This window comes from Sagittula sp. MA-2, assembly GCF_030126985.1.
GTDB lineage: Bacteria > Pseudomonadota > Alphaproteobacteria > Rhodobacterales > Rhodobacteraceae > Sagittula.
Map to the genome: position 1 here is coordinate 98,673 of NZ_CP126150.1, position 20,077 is coordinate 118,749.

General features: G+C 60.4%; 19 protein-coding genes. 7 read left to right on the plus strand and 12 right to left on the minus strand.

All coding sequences use genetic code 11. The annotated features are described in order from the left end of the window. Nucleotides 1-219: 219 nt before the first annotated feature. From QNI11_RS26080 to QNI11_RS26100, 5 genes are all read right to left on the minus strand, one after another. Nucleotides 220-675: a PaaI family thioesterase gene (locus QNI11_RS26080; RefSeq protein WP_088652155.1), complete on the minus strand. Its 456-nt coding sequence runs from the start codon at nt 673-675 to the stop codon at nt 220-222. Nucleotides 676-696: 21 nt separating this feature from the next. Beyond that, on the minus strand, nt 697-1,401 hold the full coding sequence (locus tag QNI11_RS26085) for an AraC family transcriptional regulator (RefSeq protein WP_254698509.1): 705 nt from the start codon (nt 1,399-1,401) through the stop codon (nt 697-699). A gap of 4 nt (nt 1,402-1,405) precedes the next feature. Further along, a complete protein-coding gene (locus QNI11_RS26090) occupies nt 1,406-2,260 on the minus strand; it encodes an SDR family oxidoreductase (RefSeq protein ID WP_283984002.1) in 855 nt (284 codons plus the stop codon). After that, nucleotides 2,257-4,194, minus strand: coding sequence for an AMP-binding protein (locus QNI11_RS26095; RefSeq protein ID WP_100931406.1), 1,938 nt, complete (start codon nt 4,192-4,194; stop codon nt 2,257-2,259). Before QNI11_RS26095 ends, QNI11_RS26090 begins: the two co-directional genes overlap by 4 nt. A gap of 112 nt (nt 4,195-4,306) precedes the next feature. Further along, nucleotides 4,307-5,068, minus strand: a complete 762-nt coding sequence (locus QNI11_RS26100) for a glucose 1-dehydrogenase (RefSeq protein WP_088652151.1) — start codon at nt 5,066-5,068, stop codon at nt 4,307-4,309. Between the two features lie 154 nt (nt 5,069-5,222). On the opposite strand from QNI11_RS26100, the gene QNI11_RS26105 reads away from it, so the two are divergent. After that, nucleotides 5,223-6,557 carry a TetR/AcrR family transcriptional regulator gene (locus QNI11_RS26105; RefSeq protein WP_283984003.1) on the plus strand — a complete coding sequence of 445 codons (1,335 nt, stop codon included), beginning with the start codon at nt 5,223-5,225 and terminating at the stop codon, nt 6,555-6,557. Here the strand turns inward: QNI11_RS26105 and QNI11_RS26110 are convergent. The 6 genes from QNI11_RS26110 to QNI11_RS26135 are packed head-to-tail and all read right to left on the minus strand — an operon-like array spanning nt 6,539 to nt 11,522. Continuing rightward, the gene (locus QNI11_RS26110) at nt 6,539-6,940 is read right to left on the minus strand and encodes a PaaI family thioesterase (protein ID WP_028093915.1); all 402 of its coding nucleotides are present in this window, start codon (nt 6,938-6,940) and stop codon (nt 6,539-6,541) included. The two genes, QNI11_RS26105 and QNI11_RS26110, sit on opposite strands and share 19 nt — an antisense overlap. Further along, nucleotides 6,940-7,422, minus strand: a complete 483-nt coding sequence (locus tag QNI11_RS26115) for a PaaI family thioesterase (RefSeq protein WP_027264417.1) — start codon at nt 7,420-7,422, stop codon at nt 6,940-6,942. The genes QNI11_RS26110 and QNI11_RS26115 overlap by 1 nt, the downstream gene beginning before the upstream one ends. 12 nt (nt 7,423-7,434) lie before the next feature. Next, the gene (locus QNI11_RS26120) at nt 7,435-8,238 is read right to left on the minus strand and encodes an enoyl-CoA hydratase-related protein (RefSeq protein ID WP_088652149.1); all 804 of its coding nucleotides are present in this window, start codon (nt 8,236-8,238) and stop codon (nt 7,435-7,437) included. Continuing rightward, nucleotides 8,231-9,085: an SDR family NAD(P)-dependent oxidoreductase gene (locus QNI11_RS26125; protein WP_088652148.1), complete on the minus strand. Its 855-nt coding sequence runs from the start codon at nt 9,083-9,085 to the stop codon at nt 8,231-8,233. The genes QNI11_RS26120 and QNI11_RS26125 overlap by 8 nt, the downstream gene beginning before the upstream one ends. Before the next feature lie 9 nt (nt 9,086-9,094). Further along, nucleotides 9,095-10,294 carry an acyl-CoA dehydrogenase family protein gene (locus QNI11_RS26130; protein ID WP_283984004.1) on the minus strand — a complete coding sequence of 400 codons (1,200 nt, stop codon included), beginning with the start codon at nt 10,292-10,294 and terminating at the stop codon, nt 9,095-9,097. 13 nt (nt 10,295-10,307) lie between these two features. Further along, nucleotides 10,308-11,522, minus strand: a complete 1,215-nt coding sequence (locus tag QNI11_RS26135; protein ID WP_088652188.1) for an acyl-CoA dehydrogenase family protein — start codon at nt 11,520-11,522, stop codon at nt 10,308-10,310. A gap of 133 nt (nt 11,523-11,655) precedes the next feature. Between QNI11_RS26135 and QNI11_RS26140 the strand changes: the two genes are divergently transcribed. The 5 genes from QNI11_RS26140 to QNI11_RS26160 are packed head-to-tail and all read left to right on the plus strand — an operon-like array spanning nt 11,656 to nt 17,857. Then, nucleotides 11,656-12,441 (plus strand): enoyl-CoA hydratase-related protein, encoded by a 786-nt coding sequence (locus QNI11_RS26140; protein WP_100931404.1) that lies wholly within the window; start codon nt 11,656-11,658, stop codon nt 12,439-12,441. Nucleotides 12,442-12,462: 21 nt separating this feature from the next. Beyond that, nucleotides 12,463-14,262: an acyclic terpene utilization AtuA family protein gene (locus tag QNI11_RS26145; RefSeq protein WP_088652145.1), complete on the plus strand. Its 1,800-nt coding sequence runs from the start codon at nt 12,463-12,465 to the stop codon at nt 14,260-14,262. A gap of 12 nt (nt 14,263-14,274) precedes the next feature. Next, complete coding sequence (locus tag QNI11_RS26150; RefSeq protein WP_088652144.1) at nt 14,275-15,744, plus strand: acetyl/propionyl/methylcrotonyl-CoA carboxylase subunit alpha; 1,470 nt, start codon at nt 14,275-14,277, stop codon at nt 15,742-15,744. Beyond that, on the plus strand, nt 15,732-16,247 hold the full coding sequence (locus QNI11_RS26155) for an acetyl-CoA carboxylase biotin carboxyl carrier protein subunit (protein WP_088652143.1): 516 nt from the start codon (nt 15,732-15,734) through the stop codon (nt 16,245-16,247). Before QNI11_RS26150 ends, QNI11_RS26155 begins: the two co-directional genes overlap by 13 nt. 2 nt (nt 16,248-16,249) lie before the next feature. Then, a complete protein-coding gene (locus tag QNI11_RS26160) occupies nt 16,250-17,857 on the plus strand; it encodes an acyl-CoA carboxylase subunit beta (protein WP_283984005.1) in 1,608 nt (535 codons plus the stop codon). Nucleotides 17,858-17,971: 114 nt separating this feature from the next. Here QNI11_RS26160 and QNI11_RS26165 read toward each other — a convergent pair whose 3' ends face one another. Further along, entirely contained in the window at nt 17,972-18,583 is a 612-nt protein-coding gene (locus QNI11_RS26165) for a transferase hexapeptide repeat family protein (RefSeq protein WP_088652141.1), read from the minus strand. A 294-nt stretch (nt 18,584-18,877) separates the two neighbouring features. Here QNI11_RS26165 and QNI11_RS26170 point away from each other — a divergent pair, with 294 nt between their 5' ends. Further along, nucleotides 18,878-20,062: a lipid-transfer protein gene (locus QNI11_RS26170; protein WP_100931403.1), complete on the plus strand. Its 1,185-nt coding sequence runs from the start codon at nt 18,878-18,880 to the stop codon at nt 20,060-20,062. Nucleotides 20,063-20,077: the final 15 nt, after the last annotated feature.

Sequence of the window (20,077 nt, forward strand, 5' to 3'; positions counted from 1 at the left end):
CAGCTCTCCGAAAAACCCTGACGACGGACAATCGGCGACCGCACTGCTAAAGGCTAACATTACCGCTTGGCAGGTCTGAACCTGCTGGCGGCGATCTGGATACCGCGCGAGCCTACGGGAAACGGTTGGCCGAGGTCGCGAGCCGCTGGAACAGCTGATCCAGCTGTCTGAATAATCGGCCCGGCCGCCCGGATCGGATGTGCTGCGGCCGGGTTGCGCTCAGTCCGCGACCCCCGCCCGCCCGATCAGCGCCATGAGCGTTCCGGTCATCGTTGCGACGAGCTTTTCATCCTGGCCCTTCACGGCATAGGCACGCGCCTCGCATATGGTCAGCGTCCTGCCTGGTTTCACCACGTCAGCGACGAAGCGAAACCGTGCGCCGTCCGCCGGGTTGAGTAGGTTGATCTTGAATTCGGCCGTCAACACTGCCGCGTCCGCTGGCATCAGCGAAAAGGCCGCGTATCCGCAGGCGCTGTCCAGCGCTGTCGACACGATTCCGGCATGCAAAAACCCATGCTGCTGGGTCAGTGCAACCTGATGTGCCATTTCCAGAACGATGCGGCCGGGTAACAACTCGGCAATGCTGATCCCCAACGTGTTCATTGCCTTCTGGCGATCGAAACTGTTGCGCACGCGTGCGTCATAGTCGGGGTTTTTCGGTTTGAATTGTGTCATGGCGGGTCTTCCTCTTCGATTTCATTCGTCAATGACCAATCTTAGGCGGTCTTTGAGGCGCGTATCTTGTAGCAAAAGGTCAAAACGACGCGGAATAGACAGAGCGCGCAACGCGCCGGGCGGTTTGCCGGCGAAGATCCGGCAAGCGGCGGACAAGTGAGATTGATCGTAATATCCGGCGTCCAGCGCCAGATCGCTCAGCGGCAGGGTCTTTGACGCAAGCTGCCCGAGAGCCCGGCGAAAGCGTCGCAAGGTCGCAAGCCGCCGCCGCGACACGCCGGTTTCCGCCCGCACCTTTCGACGTTTGGTCCGGTCGCTGTAAGCTCCGGTTGGTGCGGCAAAGCGCAGGTCTCTCGCAAGGCCGTCAAGCACCGCGATGAGCGCAGGCAGGTCATCGTCCCCGGTCTGAATCCGGGCCAGTTCTGAGGCCAGCATGTCCAGCCCTGTGGAGTCGGGAAATCGCTGCGGTCGTGACGACAGTCGCAGCCCGGCCACGACACCCTGGAATGGCCTTGGGCGGGGCGAAAAATAGGGGCGCGGTTCTGCCAGCGATACGCGCCCGCCGCCGCTGTCGTCGCGCGTTACCGAAAGGGTAAAGAGGTCGGTTGCGAACCGCCCGCGTCCACCACCGCTCAGCACACCGGTATCGCGGAACACGAACAAATGGTCGATCTGTTTGGCCGCTTCCTCAGTCGGCGCCAGTTCGAGATAAAGCGGCGGCGCCATCAGGTTACTTGACGAAAGCATCCCGGTTCTCGGCGACGAAATCGGCAAATCGGCGCGCCGGGCGTCCCATCACATCGCTGACCGTGGTCTCGATGCCGGCAAGGTAGCCCTTGGGCGCGATGGAAGCCAATTCGACCATGGCTCTGGCGACCTCGTCCTGCATTCCGCCAGCCACCATGCCCGCCTTGGCATTTTCGGCCGACAGGGGTGCGCAGGTGACAGTGCGCCCGGTCACCCTGGACAGGAGGGCGGCGATATATTCTCCGGTAAGAGCTTCGGGCCCGGTCAGACCAAGAGCCTTGCCTTCGTACCCCGGAGCGGTCAGCGCCTCGGCGGCGACATCCGCGATGTCGCGGGCGTCGACCCAGGCCACAGGGCCGCCCAGATCGTCGTAATAGACCCCATCTTTTGCAATATTGCCGGCCTGCCAGAGCAGGTTCTGCATGAAATAGGTCGGCTGGACGAAGGTCCAGTCAAGGCCGCTTTGCTTCAGCAGTTCCTGGGTTTCGGAATGCCATTTCCCAAATGTCAGCCCCGCCTTGGGCGAGGCGCCAAGCCCGGTGGCCACGACAACATGGCGCACCCCCGCGGTCTTGGCCGCCGCGATCACATTCGCCTTCCACTGACGCATGTCCAGATGGGCAGGCGTGACCAGGTATATCTTTTCTGCCCCGTCACAGGCCCGCGCCAGCGCGGCAGGGTCCGTGAAATTCGCAACGACCGCCTCGCATCCTTTGGCTTTTAGCGCATCGAGCCTGGAAGGGTCGCTGGTGACAGCACGCACGGTCGCGCCTTTTGCCATAAGCGTATCGACAAGAGGGGCGCCGGTGGTGCCCGTGGCTCCGAAAACAGTGATCATGGCTTTTCCTTTTGCAGGTCTGCGATGGGTTGAATGGTTTCCGGGTTGCTGATCGACGACAGATCGCCCGGATCTTCGCCCAGAAAGGCCGCGCGCACGATCCGGCGCATGGTTTTCATGCTGCGGGTCTTGGGCAGGGCCTCGACAAAGTGGATCTCGCGCGGGCGGAAGGGTTTCGAGACGATCTCTCCGACCCGATCCTTGAGCCGCTCCACAAGCTCTGCGTCAGGCGTGACGCCCTGGGCTGCCACACAGACGCAGACGACGGCCACGCCTTTGATATCGTCGGGTGCAGCAATGGCAGCGGCGTCCACCACCTCTCCGGTTTCGGTCAGGGCCGCCTCAATCTCGGGCGGGCCGATGCGTTTGCCGGCGATGTTCAGCGTGTCGTCGGACCGGCCCAGGATATACCATGTCCCGTCCGGATCGCAGCGCACCCAATCTCCGTGTCGCCACATGCCCGGGAAGGTGGACCAATAGGTTTCAAGGTAGCGCTCGCGGTCGCCCCGGATGGCCGGGGTCAAACCCAAAGGCGGTTGAGTCACCACCAGTTCCCCCACCTCGCCCGGCGCGGCTTCACTGCCGTTTTCCCGCAGCACCTTGGCGCCGACGCCAAGTGCCTGGGCCGAAAATCCGCCGGGCTTGATCTCGTGTAGCACGGTCGAGGTCAGGATCGCGCCAAAAAGCTCGGTCCCGCCCGAGATGTTCAGCGGCACGGCGCGGCGGCGGCAGATATGATCGAGCTGCCAGAGCCAGGCGTCGTCGGTCCAAGGTTCACCGGTCGAGGCGACAATCCGCAGGGGCGACAGGTCGTAGCCCGACAAAGTTTCCGTATCCTGCGTCATGAACTGCCGTATCAGAGTCGGGGCCACGCCGAGATGTGTGACCTCCATTTCGGACGCAAGACGCAGCAGCCTGAAGGGATCGCCGGACATTGATGGTGCGCCCTCGGCCAGTACCAGAGTCGAACCGGCCAAGAGCACCGACAATAGGGTGAGCGGTCCCATGACCCACCCCATGTCGGTCATCCAGAGGTGCCGGTCGTCCCGTTTCATGTCGAGACAAAGCAGGATATCGGCCGTGGCCTTCGCCTGCACGCCCAAATGGGTATGCACGACGCCCTTGGGCCGCCCGGTGGTGCCCGAAGTATAGGCGATCAGAAAGGTGTCTTCGGCCTTGACCGGAACGGCGGCAAACTCCGGACTGGCGCGGCCTATGGTTTCGCTCCAGTCCAGATCGCGGACCGGATCGGCCACTGCACCGCCGAACCGTCGCAGGCTGATAACGGTATGAACCGATGGTACGTCGGTCAAAGCCTGGGCAAGGGTCGCCTCCATCCAGACCGGCTTGCCTCGTCGGGGTGTGGCATCCGCTGTCAACACCGCTACGGCATCCGCATCGCTCAGGCGCGATACGATGGCATGGGGCGCAAAGCCGGAGAACAGCGGTACCGCAACCGCGCCCAGCCGCGCGATACCCAGAAGCGCGGCCTCGATTTCGGGGATCATCGGCATATAAATGCCCACCGCCTGACCCGGCATTACACCGCGCGCGGCAAGGGCCGAGGCGACGCGGGAGGCTTCGGCGGCAAGGTCGAAGTAGGTCCAGCGACGGCGGCTTCCGTCTTCACCGACCCAGTCGATTGCGGTCTTGTCGCCCAGGCCATCGGCAATTCGGGCGTCAAGACAGGTTTCTGTCAGATTCAACGTGCCTCCCACGGCCCATCTGATCGATTCGGGCCCTGTGGAGATATCTCGCAACCGGGTGTAAGGCTGCGCGAACCGCATGCCGGCATGGTCGATGATCCGGCCCCAGAACCATTCGGGCTCTTCGTTCGATAGGCCGACGAGCTCCTCGTAGCTGTCAATCTCACAGTCATTCAGAAAAGCGGTCAGCGTGCTTGTTCGCTGGATTTCAGAGCTTGGCTGAAACATTCGCAACCTTTCTACAATAAAAAGGGGCCGCACATAAGGCGCGGCCAGTCGAGGAGTAACTCTTGGCACGGTTTGGCAGCAGCGCCTTGTCTCCGTCGCAGCTGTCAGCGTTTCAACCGTGCATGGACAAGCCGCCCGAAACCGAAATCACCTGACCGGTGATGAATCCCGCGTCGTCGGACGACAGAAAACAGATGATGCCCGGGTAATCTGACGGCTGCGCCAGGCGCTTCATCGGAATCGCCCGCTTGAGACCCTCAGCGATCTTTTGACCGGCCTCGCCTTCGGCAACCTGCGCGAACAGAGGCGTGTCGGTCGGTCCGGGGGCGACCGCGTTCAATTGAATGCCATTGCGTGCAAGTTCGCGCGCCACGGTCTTGGTAAACGAGATGATGCCACCTTTGCAGGCCGAATACACAGCCTCGCCGGATGATCCGACGCGTCCGGCGTCGGACGCGATATTGACCACGCGGCCGCTGCCGTTCTTGACCATGCCCGGAAGCACCGCGTGATGCATGTTGAGCGGGCCATAAAGATTGATGTCGATGACCTTTTTCCAAAGATCGGCATCGGTATCGAGGAACGGTTTGATCACGTCCCAGCCGGCGTTGTTCACCAGCACGTCAATCGGGCCTCCGGCCTCGAACGCGGCCACTGCCATGTCGACCTGAGAACGATCGGTGATGTCCGCTTTGAAGGCCTGGGCCTTTCCACCCGCGTCGATGATCAGTCGGACAGTTTCATCCGCCCCATCCTTGTTCAGATCGAAAACGGCAACTTCGGCGCCCTCTGCGCCGAACCGTTCGCAAACCGCTCGGCCGATGCCGCTCCCACCGCCGGTCACGACGACCCGTTTTCCACTCAATCCTCGCATGTGGAGGTCCTCCTCTTCCGTTGCACCTTGAAAAGAGTTGATTCGACACTCTCTCGGATGTATTCTAACGTCTGTTAGATTTATTGCAATGGACAGCCACAGGGCCAACAAGTATCGACAATGGATGGCACGACAGAGTGAAGATACCAAGATAGTGTATGACGATCTAAGCAAGTCGGAGAGGACCCGCGAAGCCATACTCGCTGCGGCCGCGCGACTTTTTCGGTATCAAGGTTATCATGCAACGACGATGCGCGACATCGCGCAGGAAGCCCGCATTGAGGCCGGCAGCATTTATTACCATTTTCAATCCAAGGACCAAATTCTGAGCGAAGTTCTCGAAATTGGCGTCCGTCAACTATATCAGACGGTCAGTGAAATCGTTCGGCCGGCACCGACAAGTTCGGAGGATTTTCGCAAGACTTTCGGAACCCTGATTGAAACACACCTTGCCTATCTGTTGACCGACAGTGACTTTACGTCAGCTAATATTCGGAACTATCCGATGTTGTCGGACGAAACACGCGCCCCGCATCGCGAATTGCGTGCATCATATGCAGGTGCCTGGGGCAAATTCCTGAATGACGCCAAACGCGCCGGCCACCTTCGAAGTGACATATCCACTGCTGTGATCCGCCAGTTCATCCTGAGTGCCATGAACTGGACCGTGGAATGGTACGATGTCGACAAGTATCCGGTGCGCATCCTCGCGGAACGAATGAGTAAGCTGATACTTGACGGAATGTGTTTGCATGACAGTGCTGATACAGAAGGCTTGAAGCTGTGTCCCGCCACTCCCGTCAAAACTCCGGACCCTGGCAGCAAGGCGGCTAAGACCCGTGCAGAAATACTAACGGCCGCAGCGCGCGTTCTGAGGGACAATGGCTACAAGGCGACGACTCTGAGAAAGGTCGCGGACAATGCTGGCTTGAAAGCGGGCAGCGTCTATTACCACTTCAATTCCAAGGACGCGATCGTTGACGAAGTGCTGAACGCCGGACTAAAGGACCTGCTATCAGGTGTCGAAGCCGCCGTTCGGCAATTCGATGCCCCCTACGATCATCACGCCAGGATAGCGACCGCAATCTGGACGCACCTGGATTTCCTCTTCAAGGCAAGCGAATTTACCTCGGCGAACATCCGAAGTTATGGAATGCTCCCCAATCATTTCAGGGAGAGGCACAGGGGTATTCGCCATGAGTATGGAAAACTCTGGGATTGGATACTCCGTGAAGCTCAGGACGACGGTGCCATACGGTCGGATATCAAGATCGTCCCCTTGCGCCAGGTGATGTTGGGTGCCTTAAACTGGACGGTGGAATGGTTCGACCCGAACAAGGCAGGAGTGGAAGGATATCTATCACTGCCTGAATTCTCCAGCATGCTCATCAATCTGTTACTGGAAGGCATTTGTAACCGGGAAGCGGCCCCGTCCACAGGACAAGGTAGCCCTGAAAGCGGTTGCCCCGGTCAGACCAGAAGGAAGTGATACAGCCCTTCGGCAACCGCCTTTTCCCGATCCGTCTGCCAGCTGAGCACGCTGACGCTTGCCATCCGCTTGCCTTTGCGCGTGACGTTAGCGCGGGCAAAAAGCGGTCCCTTCACACCGGGTCTGAGGTAATCGACGGTCAGGTTGATCGGCTTGGCCGGAACGTCGGCGAAATCGGGCTGTACCGCGATGGCGGCAGTGGCCTCCATAAAACTCGCGATTATGCCGCCATGGTAGTACTCCATGATCGGGTTACCGATATGGCGGTCATCAAAGGTCATTTCCGCCTCAGCATGGAGACTGTCTAGACTTCTGACCTCAAAGTTGAGAAATCGGAAGAACGGCACCCGGGATACATTGGCATTGACAGTTTGCACGTCCATCACGAGGTTTTTCCTTTTGTCATTGCGTCAAACAGGCTGGTTTCGCCGCGCGTCAATGCAAACGAGGCGGTTCCCCTGGCTATTTCAGCATCCTCATGGCCCGCGAACCAGACGCTGCCGGAATTGAAGGCGATGTGACGGGTCTTGCGAAAACAATGCGCTTGAACGATGACATCCGCGCGCGAACGGGCCGGGCGCAGGTAATCAACTCTGAGGTCAAGAGTGGCCATGGTACTGACGCCTTCGATGGCAACAAAGTTCGCCAGTCCAAAGACACTGTCCAGAAGTGCCGTCAGGATACCACCGTGGAGCAGTGATTGTTCCGCATCGACGCAAAAGTCCGGATTGAACGGCATCCGAACCCGAACACCTTCGGTCGAGACCTCTTCGATCTCAAGCGCCATATGCGTTATCAGACCCTTGCCGCGCGCATTCCACATCTGCGCGATTTGCTCCATCTTCTTTTGGGTGATGTCTGACATGCGATCTTTCCTTTAACGCCCCGTGAAATTGGGTTTTCGTTTTTCGACGAACGCAGCAACCGCCTCGTGGTGGTCTTCGGTCTGATGCATGAGCGCCTGATAGGCCGCCGCGGAATTCAGGAAATCCGGCAGGTCCATCCGTTCGGCATTGCGCATCAGACGCTTGGCGACCCGCACCGCGCGCGGTGGTTTCGCGGCGATGACAGCGGCCCGTTCGCGGGCCCGTTCCATCAATTTTTCATGAGGCACAAGTTCAAGCACCATACCAAGCTCCAGCGCTTCCTTGGCCTCGACCATGCGCCCTGAGAAGGTCAGATCGGCGGCCTTCTGGTGGCCCAGACGACGCAACAGGAACCAGCTGCCCGCATCGCCCGGAATGATTCCGAGATTCAGAAACACCTCGCCGAACCTTGCTTTTTCCGAAGCGATGCGCATGTCGCACATCATGGTCAGGTCGCACCCCGCGCCCACCGCCGGGCCGTTGACTGCGGCGATGGTCGGAATATCCATGTTGTAGAGCGCAAGCGGCAGCCGCTGCACCCCATCAACATAGCTCTGCGCCGCCGCCAGCGGCTCCTTGCGGAACACACTGTCGGGATCGTTCATCTCCTTGATGTCCCCGCCGGCACAAAAGGCCGGGTCGGCCCCGGTCAGAATCATCACGCTGACCTGCGGATCGGCCTGCACCTTGGCGAAGGTCTCCAGAAGGGCAGCGATCATGTCGTTCCCGGTAACCGGATTGCGACGCTCGGGGTCGTTCAGCGTTACCGTGGCGATCCTGTCGGAAATCTCCAGAAGGACTGGGTGTTTACTCATTCTTGCCATCTCCCCGTTCGCGTTTCTCGAACATCGCGGGGTTGATCATGTCCCGCGCGTCATGACCCATGTGCAGGGTCTCACCGCCGTCTACATAGATGTCCTCGCCGGTAATGAAACCGCCAAGTTTCGAAGCCAGGAATATGATCGTGCCTGCGATGTCCTCGGCCGCGCCCATCCGGTTCAGGACCGAACGGTTCAGCTTTTTCCACTGTTCCGGCGGAATGGGATAGCGGCCAAGCGCATCGGTCTTGATCGTGCCCGGTGCAACGCAGTTCAGCCGGATGCCGTACTCGCCCCATTCGGCGGCCAGCGTTTTCATCATGCCCGTCACACCGGCGCGGGCCGCGACGGTGTGTGTAAAGCCGGTGAGCGCGGTGCGCGCCGAGATGGCGGTGACAAACACAACCGATCCACCATTTTCGTACATGAAATGATCGGCAGCGGCGCGGGTCATTTGCCAAGACCCGATCAGGTTGTTGCGGATCACAGCTTCAAAGCCCTTGTTGGTGATATCGCGGGCGGCCGCGATATACTGACCGCCGGCATTGTTCACCAAAACATCCAACTGCCCATAGTGGTCCTTGATCCGCCCCATCGCAGTTTCGATACTGTCTTCGTCGCGGGTGTCTCCGGGCACGACAAAGGCCTCGCCCCCCGCCGCCCGGATCATTTCGGCGGTCTCTTCCAGCGGCTCTTCGCGGCGCGCGAACAGCGCAAGCCTGGCCCCGCAAGCGGCCATTTCGATCGCCGTCGCCCGGCCCATTCCAGATCCGGATCCCGTAACCAGGGCAACCTGGCCCGCCATGAGATCCGACGCGTAACGCCTTGATTTCGCTTCGCTCATGTTCCGCCCCTAGTTCTTCAGCAATTCGCCAGAGATGATGAGTTTGCGAACCTCTTGGGTGCCTGCGCCGACCTCAAGTACGCGACCGGTCCGGTACAGCCGGTTCACTTCTGTATCACGCATGTAACCCGAGCCGCCGTGAATCTGGACGGCCCTGTCGAGCACGAAGGATGTCGCCTCAGCGGCCTTGTAGATCGCCGCAGCGGTAAGCTTGTGGATTTCGCCGCGCCCGCCTTCGCCCTCTTCGAGGCCCTCACACATGGCTGCGGTGCGCAAGGACAGGCTGCGCGCGGCCTCGATCTGCGTATACATGTCGGCCAGCATCGCCTGAACCATCTGAAAACTGGCGATCGGTTTGCCGAATTGCTGGCGTGTCTTGGCATAATCGATGGAAATATCCAGCGCCCACTGCGCAATGCCCAAGGCGTTGAAACAGACGATGGCACGTTCCAGATCAAGTCCGGACATGGTAACGGCAACCCCGCCATCCAGCTTGCCGACCATGTTTCTGGCCGGAACACGGCAATCTTCGAATACCAGTTCGCCCGTCGGCGAGCCGCGGAATCCCATCTTGTTGAGCTTCTGTGCCACCTTGAAACCGGGCGTGTCGGTTTCCACGATAAAGGCGGAAATGCCCTTGGCGCCCTTTTCCGGCGAAGTCTTCGCATAGACAAGGACCAGATCGGCAATCGGCCCATTGGTGATGTAGATCTTGGCGCCGTTCAGGATGTAGTCGTCACCATCTTGTTTGGCCGTGGTCCGCATCGAGCCAAGCGCATCAGACCCCGCGCCGGGTTCGGTCAGACCCAGGGCGCCGATCAGCGTGCCATTGCAAAGCCCCGGCAGATACTTGCGGCGCAGATCGTCATTGGCGTTGCGGTAGATATTGTTGACGCACAAGTTGTCATGGGCCACATGGGTCAGCCCGATGGCCGCGGAGGCGCGCGACAGCTCTTCGGTGATGATGCAGGCCGAGGTGAAATCCAGCCCCGCGCCGCCGAATTCCGGCGGCACGTTCAGGCCCAGATAGCCCATTTCGCCCAGCTTTGGAAAAACCGAAGGGGGTAAATCGTCGGTGTCGTCCATTTCCGCGTTCAGATGGTGGAACTCGGACATGAAGAACTTACCAGCCTGATCGGCCAGCGCCTGCTGTTCGTCCGTCATGAAATGGCTCGGCAGAGCGGTATCGTTGCGCAGTTGCTTGTTCATGGTCTCGTCTCCCTCAGGCGCGCAAAAGTTCTTCGGCAATGATGATCTTGCGGACTTCGCTTGTTCCAGCGCCGATCTCCAACAGCTTGTTGGCGCGGTAGAGCCGGTTGATTTCGGTGTCCTGCATGTAGCCGGAGCCACCATGTATATGGCAGGCTTCGGTGACCGCCTTGTTGAATGCCTCGCCTGCGTAAAGACAGGCCGCCGCGGTCAGCTTGTGGATTTCGCCACGGCCCCCGGCGCCTTTCGGCAGGCCCGTACAGGCGGCCAGCGCCCGATACCCGAAGGCGCGTGCCGTTTCGACCTCGGTGTAGATCTCGGCCAGTTTCGACTGCATCATCTGGAAACTTGCAATTGGCTTGCCGAACTGTTCGCGAATCTTGGCGTATTCCAGCCCCAGTTCCAGCGCGCGTTCGGCCATGCCGACACAGACCGATGCGACCATGGCGCGTTCCAGATCCAGTCCGCTCATTACCACCGAAACGCCGGTGTTTTCCTGTCCAACCATGGCGGATGCGGGTACGCGGCAATCCTCAAACACCAGTTCTCCGGTTGGCGAGCCGCGGAAGCCCATCTTGTCAAGCTTTTGCGCCACCTTGAAACCAGGATTGTCCGTCTCGATGATGAAAGCAGAAATGCCCTTGGCGCCCTTCGATTTGTCGGTCTTGGCATAAAGCAGGATCACATCGGCAATCGGCCCGTTGGTGATGTAGATCTTCGAGCCGTTGATGATATAGTCGTCGCCGTCGCGGCGCGCGGTGGTCGCCATGGACCCAAGCGCATCTGACCCCGCGCCCGGCTCTGTCAAACCCAGAGCACCAACCAAGTCGCCCGAGCATAGGCCGGGCACATATTTCTTGACCTGCTCCTCCGAGCCGTTGCGTAGAAGGTTGTTCAGGCACAGGTTGTCATGTGCGCCATGTGACAGTCCCACGGCAGGGTTCCATTTTGATATCACCTCAGAGACCAGCGCCTGGGTAAATTCATTCTGTCCGGAGCCACCCAGCTCCTCGGGCGCGGTGATGCCCAGAAGGCCCAGTTCGCCCATCTGCTTGAACAGATCGTCGGGCCACCACTCCTCTTCGTCCATGCGCGCCTGTAGCGGATGCAGCACCTCGCGCGATACTCGATCCACGTGATCGACAATCTGGCGCTGCTCATCGGTCAACGAATAGTTTGCCCTGATGGCCTTCAGATCAGCCGCGAGAGCCTCACTTTGAGTCGTCATATCATCCTCCCGAAAAATGTCGTCCGCCGTGTTGACCAAAATCAAACACATGTTAGAAAATAGATCAAGCCAAGCTTTTGACGACCTGACGTAAGAAAGCGCGGTGTCCTAAATACAGGGGGGAGCTTCGGAAATGACTGAGAGCGTTGTTCAATCGCAGGCGCTCGGCAAAGAAGTGCGTATCACGATTCGACGTCCTGATAATCGAAATGCCCTCAACCGTGAGGTCGCAGACGGGATCATTGCCGCCGTATGTGCTGCCGAGAGGGACAGCGATTGTCGCGTGATCGTTCTGACCGGCGAGGGCGAGCGCGCCTTCTGTGCCGGGGGCGACATCAAGGCGGGGGCGGATGGCGGCCCGTTTGTTCAGGATCCGGCGGACCCGGATCATTTTGCCGGAAGGTTGTTCGAGACGATACAGGCGTGCCGAAAGCCAACGATCGCGCGCATCAATGGCATCGCGATGGGGGCGGGGGCGGGCATCATCTGTGCCTGCGATCTGGCTGTGATGGTGGATCATGCCCGCATCGGAACGCCGGAAGTGAAGGTAGGTCTGTTTCCCATGACGATCGTGCCACCCATGATGCGCGTGCTGCCCCGGCGGAGGCTGATGGAGATGTTCATCACCGGCGTTCCTCTGACGGCCGAGGAAGCCCTGCAGTTCAATCTGGTCAACTATGTGACCGATGCCGCGGGGTTGGACGACAAGGTTGCAGAACTGGTTGCCCAGATTGCTGCGCAATCGCCGAGCGCGATCCGGCTGGGAAAATACGCCTGTCACGCGATGGAGGACATGACCTATCCGCAGCAGATGCGGTTTGCAGAAACACTGTTACCGCGAGTAGCACAGACCGAAGACGCGCGCGAAGGCTTTGATGCCTTTATTGAGAAGCGCAAACCTGAATGGACGGGCCGCTGATCAAACGGGGAGGAGAGGAATATGTCGGAACGAAAGCTGCGCATCGGATGCGCGTCGGGCTTCTGGGGCGATACGCCGGAAGCGATCGGTCAACTGGTCTCAAAGGCCGAGATCGACTATCTGGTGTTTGACTATCTGGCGGAGGTGACAATGTCGCTGATGGCGCGGGCCCGCGCCAAAGCGCCCGAGTCGGGCTATGCGCCGGACTTCGTCAAGGCGCTGGCACCCTGGTTGCCGGATATCAAGGCAAAAGGGATCAAGGTCGTTGCCAATGCAGGGGGCGTGAACCCGCGTGGCTGCCGCGATGCGCTTGCCAAAGCCGCCGCCCAGGCCGGAATCGATCTGTCCATCGGAGTCGTGCTAGGCGATGACCTGTTGCCCAGGGCCGATGAAATTCGCAAAAACGGTCAGACGGAAATGTTCTCGGGTGTCGCATTTCCAGATGATATCTGGAGCATGAATGCCTATCTGGGTGCCCGCCCCATCGCTGCCGCGCTGGATGCCGGGGCCGACATCGTGATCACCGGACGCTGCGCCGACAGCGCGGTCGCGCTTGGTCCCCTGATGCATGAATACGGCTGGGGCGACGATGACTGGGACAAGCTCAGCCAGGGATCGCTGGCCGGCCACCTGATCGAATGCGGCCCCCAGGGAACCGGCGGCAACTTCACCGACTGGCAGGACGTGCCGGGTTGGGACAATATGGGCATGCCCATCGTCGAGGTGTCCGAAGACGGCAGTTTCATCATGACCAAGACGCCTGACACCGGCGGGCTGGTCGTGCCCGGGTCAGTCGGAGAGCAGATGCTCTATGAAATCGGGGACCCGCGCGCCTACCTGTTGCCCGACGTGATCTGCGACTGGTCCGGGGTCACCCTGGAACAGGTCGGACCCGACCGGGTGCTGGTCAAGGGCGGCAGGGGGCTTGGGCGCACCGACAGCTACAAGGTGTCGGCGACCCATGCCGATGGCTGGCGCGCGGTCTCTACCCTGACACTGGCTGCGATTGACGCACCCGCCAAGGCCGAACGTGTGGCCGAGGCGATCCTGACCCGCTGTCGCCGGATTTTCCGCGACCGCAACATGGGAGATTTCCGGCAGGTCAGCGTCGAGGTGCTGGGGGCCGAGGCGGCCTATGGCGCAAATGCGCGCGCCCGGACCCGCGAGGTGGTGCTCAAGATCGGCGCGGTCCATGACGATCGCGCCGCGCTGAACATTTTTGCCGGCGAAATCGCACCGATGGCGATTTCGACCGCGCAGGGTCTGACCGGGTTCTTCGCCGGACGGCCAAAGGTGCAGCCGGTGGTCCGTCTATTTTCCTTCCTTCAGAGCAAGGCCGAAACCCCCGTCGCGGTCGAGGTCGACGGCAAGGATGTGCCCGTGAGCGTGGCCACTACGCCAGTCCACCTTGATCCGCCTGCCGCACCGCCCGCAGATAGCCGCGAGCCCGGTCCGGACGTTGTCAAGGTCCGCCTCGTCGATTTGGCCTGGGGCCGCTCGGGCGACAAGGGGGACATCGCCAATATCGGCATCCTCGCGCGCAAGCCGGACTACCTGCCATATATCCGCTCGGCTCTCAGCGAAGAGGTGGTGAAGGACTATTTCTCCCATGTCTGCGACGGCAGGGTAGAACGGTTCGACTTGCCTGGAAGCCATTCGCTGAATTTCCTGTTGCATGAATCGCTTGGCGGTGGCGGCATCGCCTCGGTCCGCATAGACCCGCAGGGCAAAGGGTTCGCGCAGATGCTGCTTGATATCGAAATTCCCGTGCCAGCCGATCTGGCCGCACGTGACGGACTGAATGCCGCGGCCCGGAACTAAGAGGACGACACCATGACCATTTCGAAACTCCTGGTCGCCAATCGGGGCGAGATCGCGGCGCGCGTGTTGCGCACCGCTAAGGCCCGCGGGCTTGCGACTGCCGTGTTGCGTCATGTCGCCGAGCAAGAGGGGCCGGCGCATCTGATCGCAGATGAGGTCGTGATGATCGAGGGCCCGACGCCCGTGGCCGCCTATCTCGATATTCCTCAGATCGTCGAAGCCGCCAAAGGGATCGGCGCGGACGCGGTTCATCCCGGCTATGGCTTTCTGTCAGAGAATGCCGGTTTTGTCGCGGCGCTGGAAAAAGCCGGAGTGACCTTTGTCGGCCCGACGTCCGAGGTCATCGACCTGATGGGGGACAAGGTCCGCGCCCGCGCCTTTGTCGAGGAACGCGGGTTTCCCGTCGCCCCCTCGGCCATCGAGGATGATGATCCGGCGAACTTTGTCGAACGCGCCCGCGCCGTTGGCTATCCGCTGCTCATCAAGCCCTCGGCCGGCGGTGGCGGCAAGGGCATGCGCGTCGTACGCGAGGACAGCACGCTGGAGACCGAAATCGAAACCGCACGCCGCGAAGGCGAGCGGTATTTCGGTGACGGGCGGCTGTTCGTCGAGCGCTATATTGAAAGTCCGCGCCATATCGAGGTGCAGGTGATGGGCGACGGGCAGGGTAAAGTGGTCCATTTCTGGGAACGCGAATGTTCGATCCAGCGCCGGTTCCAGAAGATTATCGAGGAAACGCCGTCACCGGCGCTGACTCCCGAACAACGGGACGAGATCTGCGAAACCGCCGCAGGTATTGCCAGCGCCGTCAACTATCGCGGGGCTGGGACCGTCGAATTCATCTATGCGCAGGACGGGACCTTTTACTTCCTGGAAATGAACACCCGCCTTCAGGTCGAACATCCGGTGACCGAGATGGTGACCGGCTTCGATCTGGTTGCTGAGCAACTGCGTGTCGCGGCGGGCGACGGGCTGAGCGCCGTGCAGGCGGATATTCCTCAAACCGGGCATTCGATCGAGCTGCGCATCTGTGCTGAGGATGCGACGGTCGATTTTCGCCCCGCGGTCGGCGATATCCTGCTGCTGGACGAACCCACTGGGCCCGGCGTGCGGGTGGACAGCGGCATTCTGGACGGTGGCAAGGTAACGACCGACTTTGATCCGATGTTGTCCAAGCTGATCGTGCATGGCCAGGATCGCGCGCAGGCGATCGCCCGTGCCCGGCAAGCGGTGCAAAACTATGTGGTCCTCGGGGTGACGACCAACACCGGTTACCTGGATGCGATCCTAGCTCATCCGGATTTCGCCTCGGGGGAAGTTTCAACCGGGTTCCTGGCGGAACAATCCGAAACGCTGACTGCAACGGGCGAAGATGTCACTGACCTGCTGATGGCGGCGGCAGCCCTATCGGACGAGCGGCTGGTGATTGAGGTCATGCAGATACCGGAAATGTACCGCAAGATGGGCGGGTGGAGAAACTGATGCAACGGATTTTTCAAATCGACGGAGAAGAGACAGATTGCTGGCTGGGTCATGATGGCAGCCGGTTCGTGCTTCATACCCCCACTCGCGCTGTTGCCTGCCAATTGGACCCGACGGGTCTGCCGGGCGGGTATACGTTGCGGGCCAAGGGTGTTGTGCGCGAACTGCGACTGGCAGTGGGGCCGGAAGCAACTTTTGTGCACATGAACGGCCGGACCTACGAAGTCGGACGGGTTGATCCCGCCGAACGCCTGGCCGGCAGCGACGGTGGCGCGAGCGACGACCGATTGGTGGCGCCCATGCCGGGTGTCGTGGTGTCGGTTGCGGTCAAACCCGGCGATGCGGTTAAGGAAGGCCAGCCGCTTTTGGTGATCGAAAGCATGAAGTTGGAAACCACACTGGTGGCGCCGCGCAGCGGGGTTGTTGCCGAAATGCCATTCGCCGTAGGCGACAGTTTTGGTCTGAAAGACATCCTAGCCCAATTGGCCCCGGAGGAGGAGTGACAATGCGCAGGATTGAAAGTCAGATCGACACCAATGCCGCCGACTACAAGGCAAATTATGCCGCCATGTCTGAACGGCTTAAGGAATTCCACGCCCGCCAGCACGCGGCGCGTTTCGAACGCCCCCAGCGCGATATCGACCGCCTTGCCCGCCAGAACAAGCTGGGCGTTCGCGAGCGACTGAAACTACTACTGGACCCCGGCACGCCCTTTTTGGAGTTTTCCACACTTGCCGCTTGTCGCGAATACGACGGCACCGTGCCCGGCGCCGCTGTGGTGACAGGCATCGGTATAGTGCAAGGTCGCGAGGTCGCCATCCACGCCAACGACGCCAGCGTCAAGGGCGGCGCCTGGTATCCCCATACCGTGAAAAAGATCGTGCGGCTTCTGGATGTCGCGCTGGAAAACCGACTGCCGGTCATCCATATTTGCGACAGCGCGGGTGGTTTCCTGCCGCTTCAGCACGGCGTCTTTCCCGACCGGTATCTGGGCGGACGGGTGTTCCGCAACCAAGTCAAGCTGAGCCAGGCCAATATCCCGCAGATTGCCGTGGTCGGCGGACACTGCACGGCTGGTGGCGCCTATGTGCCGACCCTGAGCGACTACAACATCATCATCGAAGGTCCAGGGGCGATTTTCCTTGGCGGCCCTCCGCTGGTCAAAGCGGCCACCGGCGAGGAGGTCGGCGTTCAGGAACTGGGCGGGGCGGTCATGCACACCTCGGTTTCGGGCACGGGCGACTATCGCGCCGCGACCGAACAGCACGCCTTTTCACTGGCGCGCGAAATTGTCAGCCAGTGGAAACGTATGCCAAAAACAATCATCGAAACCGCGTCCTATGAAGAGCCTTTCTATGACCCGAAGGAACTTTACGGGATCATTCCAAAGGACCGGAAAACCCAGTTCGACATGCGCGAGGTTCTGGCCCGGATCGTGGACGGCTCACGCTTTCACGAATACCAGCCGGACTATGGCACCACGATGGTTTGCGGTTTTGCCCATATCTGGGGTTACAAGGTCGGCATCCTTGCCAACAATGGGGTTTTGTTCAACGACAGTTCGCTCAAGGCGGCGCATTTCATGCAGCTTTGCAATCAGAACCGGACGCCCCTGGTCTTCTTCCAGAACATCACCGGCTACATGGTCGGCCGCGAATATGAAGAGCGCGGCATCGCCAAGGACGGCGCCAAGATGCTGATGGCGCAGGGCGGCTCGGTCGTGCCGAAGTTCACAGTGATCGCCAATGCCTCTTACGGGGCCGGTAATTACGGCATGTGTGGGCGGGCCTGGGATGCGCGCACGCTGTTCATGTGGCCCCAGGCCGAAATCGGCGTGATGGGCGCGGATCAGGCCGCCAACACCATGGCGGACGTCAAGATCCGGCAGCTTCAGCGTGAAGGCAAAGAGCTGACCGAAGAGGAAATCGCCGCCATCCGAGAGCCTGTGCTGGAAAAGTACAAAAGGGATGTCGAGGCCTATACCTCGACCTCGGAATTGTGGGACGATGGCATTCTTGACCCGGCAGACACTCGCAACGCGCTTGGAATATCTATATCCGCCTCGCTAAATGCACCGATCGACGATCCGCACTACGGGATCTTCCGTCTGTAACGGCTTGAGGGGCTCGGGCGATACACCGGGAAACGGTCGTGTCGCCCGTTTTCAGATAGGTCCTGCCGCTTCGGGCCGCTTCTTAAACCCGCCCCGGTCCGGTGCCTGGAGAGGTCAGGACGATGTCCGCCGCGCCTCCTGAATGGAGACGACGTCAGAGGCCACCATCCCGGGCCGGTCTGCCTCGACCGTCTTCAGCGGCTCGACCGGCATCAATCCGGCCAGACAGTCGCGCGCAAGTTGCTGGTATTCCGCGGTGCCGCGTGTTTTCCACGCGACTTCTTTCTCGCTGACCTCCCGGATCACCTTTGCCGGCGAACCGACCACCATCGAACGGGGCGGAATCACAGTTTCGCCGCGCAAAAACGCCTGCGCGCCGACAATCGATTCCGCGCCAAGATCTACACCATCCATTATGACGGCATTCATCCCGACCAGAGCGTTCCGGCCAATTGTGCAGCCGTGCAGGATCGCGCCATGGCCGATGTGACCGTCGGTTTCCACGACGGCGTCGCGGCCGGGAAAGGAATGGATGATGCAGTTATCCTGTACATTGGCGCCGTCACCGATCACGATTCTGCCGAAATCGCCCCGCAGGCTTGCGCCGGGTCCGATGTAGCATCCATGACCCAAGATGACATTTCCGATCAGAACGGCCTGAGGATGGACATATGTATCATCGGGAACAACGGGTATAAACCCTTTGAATTCATAGCAATGCGCCATTTTTCTTGCCCTTTCGTAGTCTGTAAACCAATGGTCGCGAAATCCAGACATCCCAAATGCATCATTCGCTGTGTCAGGCCATGGTCAGACTCAGAGGTCTGGACCGAAAATTGCCCGGACTTCCGAGACAGGCAGCGCGAACAACCAAACATATGTTAGAAACTTCGACAAGCACCATACTCCACAGTGTGATCGTGTTGACAGGTCCGCGTGGCGTCATGTAAATTCTAACAAACGGTAGAAAATGCAATGGCACTTGTATAATGCAGGCCAGTCCAAACCTGAGAGAGAGAAATGTCAGATAAAGCCTATGTCGTCGGCGTCGGGATGGTCCCGTTCCAGAAGCCGGGGAAATCCGAGAGCTACGATGTGATGGCAACCGCGGCGACCCGTTCCGCTCTGGCCGACGCGGGTCTGGACTACGACAAAATCCAACAGGCCTATGTGGGCTATGTCTATGGCGACAGCACTTGCGGCCAGCGCGCCCTGTACCATGTTGGAATGACCGGCATCCCGGTTCTGAATGTGAACAACAACTGCTCGACGGGGTCGTCCGCCCTGTTCCTGGCGCGTCAGGCCGTGGAAAGCGGCGCGGTGGAATGTGCTCTGGCGCTTGGGTTCGAGCAGATGCAGCCCGGCGCAATCGGTGCAATGTTCCATGATCGGGTCAGCCCGTTTGCAGCTTTCGACGCAGAAACCGACGATCTGGTTGGCAGTGCCGAGATCCCGCTGGCACTGCGGTACTTCGGCGGTGCGGGCAAGGCGCATATGGATGAGTTCGGCACGCCCCTTGAGACCTTCGCAAAGATCCGCGCCAAGGCCAGCCGGCATGCGGCCAAAAATCCGGTGGCCCTGTTCCGGCAGGAAGTCACCGCCGAGGATGTCATGGCGGCCCAGGTCGTCTGGCCGGGCGTGATGACCAAGCTCATGGCCTGCCCGCCAACCTGTGGCGCAGCGGCGGCAATTATCTGTTCCAAGGAATTCGCCGACAAGCACGGACTCGACAGTTCCGTTCGGATCGCGGCGCAGGCAATGACAACGGACGGCCCGGAAACTTTCGGAGCCCATGACATGCGCGAAGTGGTCGGCTTTTCGATGGCCAAGCGCGCCGCCGATCAGGTCTACGAGGCCGCCGGCATCGGGCCCGAGGACGTGGATGTGGTCGAACTGCACGACTGTTTCGCTCACAACGAGCTTATCACCTATGAGGCGCTTGGCCTTTGCGGTCGCGGCGAAGCGGCGAAGTTTGTCGATGATGGCGACAACACCTATGGCGGCAAGTACGTGACCAACCCGTCTGGCGGTCTGTTGTCCAAAGGGCATCCTCTGGGCGCGACCGGACTTGCGCAATGCACTGAGCTTGTTCAGCAACTTCGCGGCCAGGCCGATGCTCGGCAGGTCGATGGCGCGCGACTGGCGCTTCAGCACAACCTTGGCCTCGGCGGGGCCTGCGTCGCCACGCTTTATGAAAAAGCCTGATAGCGCCCTTCGGGA

Excerpts from the sequence above, each read along its gene's own strand:
- QNI11_RS26125 (WP_088652148.1), bottom strand. The coding sequence starts at position 9,085 with ATGAGCGAAGCGAAATCAAGGCGTTACGCGTCGGATCTCATGGCGGGC.
- QNI11_RS26110 (WP_028093915.1), bottom strand. The coding sequence starts at position 6,940 with ATGGACGTGCAAACTGTCAATGCCAATGTATCCCGGGTGCCGTTCTTC.
- QNI11_RS26095 (WP_100931406.1), bottom strand. The coding sequence starts at position 4,194 with ATGTTTCAGCCAAGCTCTGAAATCCAGCGAACAAGCACGCTGACCGCT.
- QNI11_RS26090 (WP_283984002.1), bottom strand. The coding sequence starts at position 2,260 with ATGATCACTGTTTTCGGAGCCACGGGCACCACCGGCGCCCCTCTTGTC.
- QNI11_RS26140 (WP_100931404.1), top strand. The coding sequence starts at position 11,656 with ATGACTGAGAGCGTTGTTCAATCGCAGGCGCTCGGCAAAGAAGTGCGT.
- QNI11_RS26170 (WP_100931403.1), top strand. The coding sequence starts at position 18,878 with ATGTCAGATAAAGCCTATGTCGTCGGCGTCGGGATGGTCCCGTTCCAG.
- QNI11_RS26135 (WP_088652188.1), bottom strand. The coding sequence starts at position 11,522 with ATGACGACTCAAAGTGAGGCTCTCGCGGCTGATCTGAAGGCCATCAGG.
- QNI11_RS26085 (WP_254698509.1), bottom strand. The coding sequence starts at position 1,401 with ATGGCGCCGCCGCTTTATCTCGAACTGGCGCCGACTGAGGAAGCGGCC.
- QNI11_RS26160 (WP_283984005.1), top strand. The coding sequence starts at position 16,250 with ATGCGCAGGATTGAAAGTCAGATCGACACCAATGCCGCCGACTACAAG.
- QNI11_RS26145 (WP_088652145.1), top strand. The coding sequence starts at position 12,463 with ATGTCGGAACGAAAGCTGCGCATCGGATGCGCGTCGGGCTTCTGGGGC.
- QNI11_RS26130 (WP_283984004.1), bottom strand. The coding sequence starts at position 10,294 with ATGAACAAGCAACTGCGCAACGATACCGCTCTGCCGAGCCATTTCATG.
- QNI11_RS26120 (WP_088652149.1), bottom strand. The coding sequence starts at position 8,238 with ATGAGTAAACACCCAGTCCTTCTGGAGATTTCCGACAGGATCGCCACG.
- QNI11_RS26080 (WP_088652155.1), bottom strand. The coding sequence starts at position 675 with ATGACACAATTCAAACCGAAAAACCCCGACTATGACGCACGCGTGCGC.
- QNI11_RS26100 (WP_088652151.1), bottom strand. The coding sequence starts at position 5,068 with ATGCGAGGATTGAGTGGAAAACGGGTCGTCGTGACCGGCGGTGGGAGC.
- QNI11_RS26115 (WP_027264417.1), bottom strand. The coding sequence starts at position 7,422 with ATGTCAGACATCACCCAAAAGAAGATGGAGCAAATCGCGCAGATGTGG.
- QNI11_RS26150 (WP_088652144.1), top strand. The coding sequence starts at position 14,275 with ATGACCATTTCGAAACTCCTGGTCGCCAATCGGGGCGAGATCGCGGCG.
- QNI11_RS26165 (WP_088652141.1), bottom strand. The coding sequence starts at position 18,583 with ATGGCGCATTGCTATGAATTCAAAGGGTTTATACCCGTTGTTCCCGAT.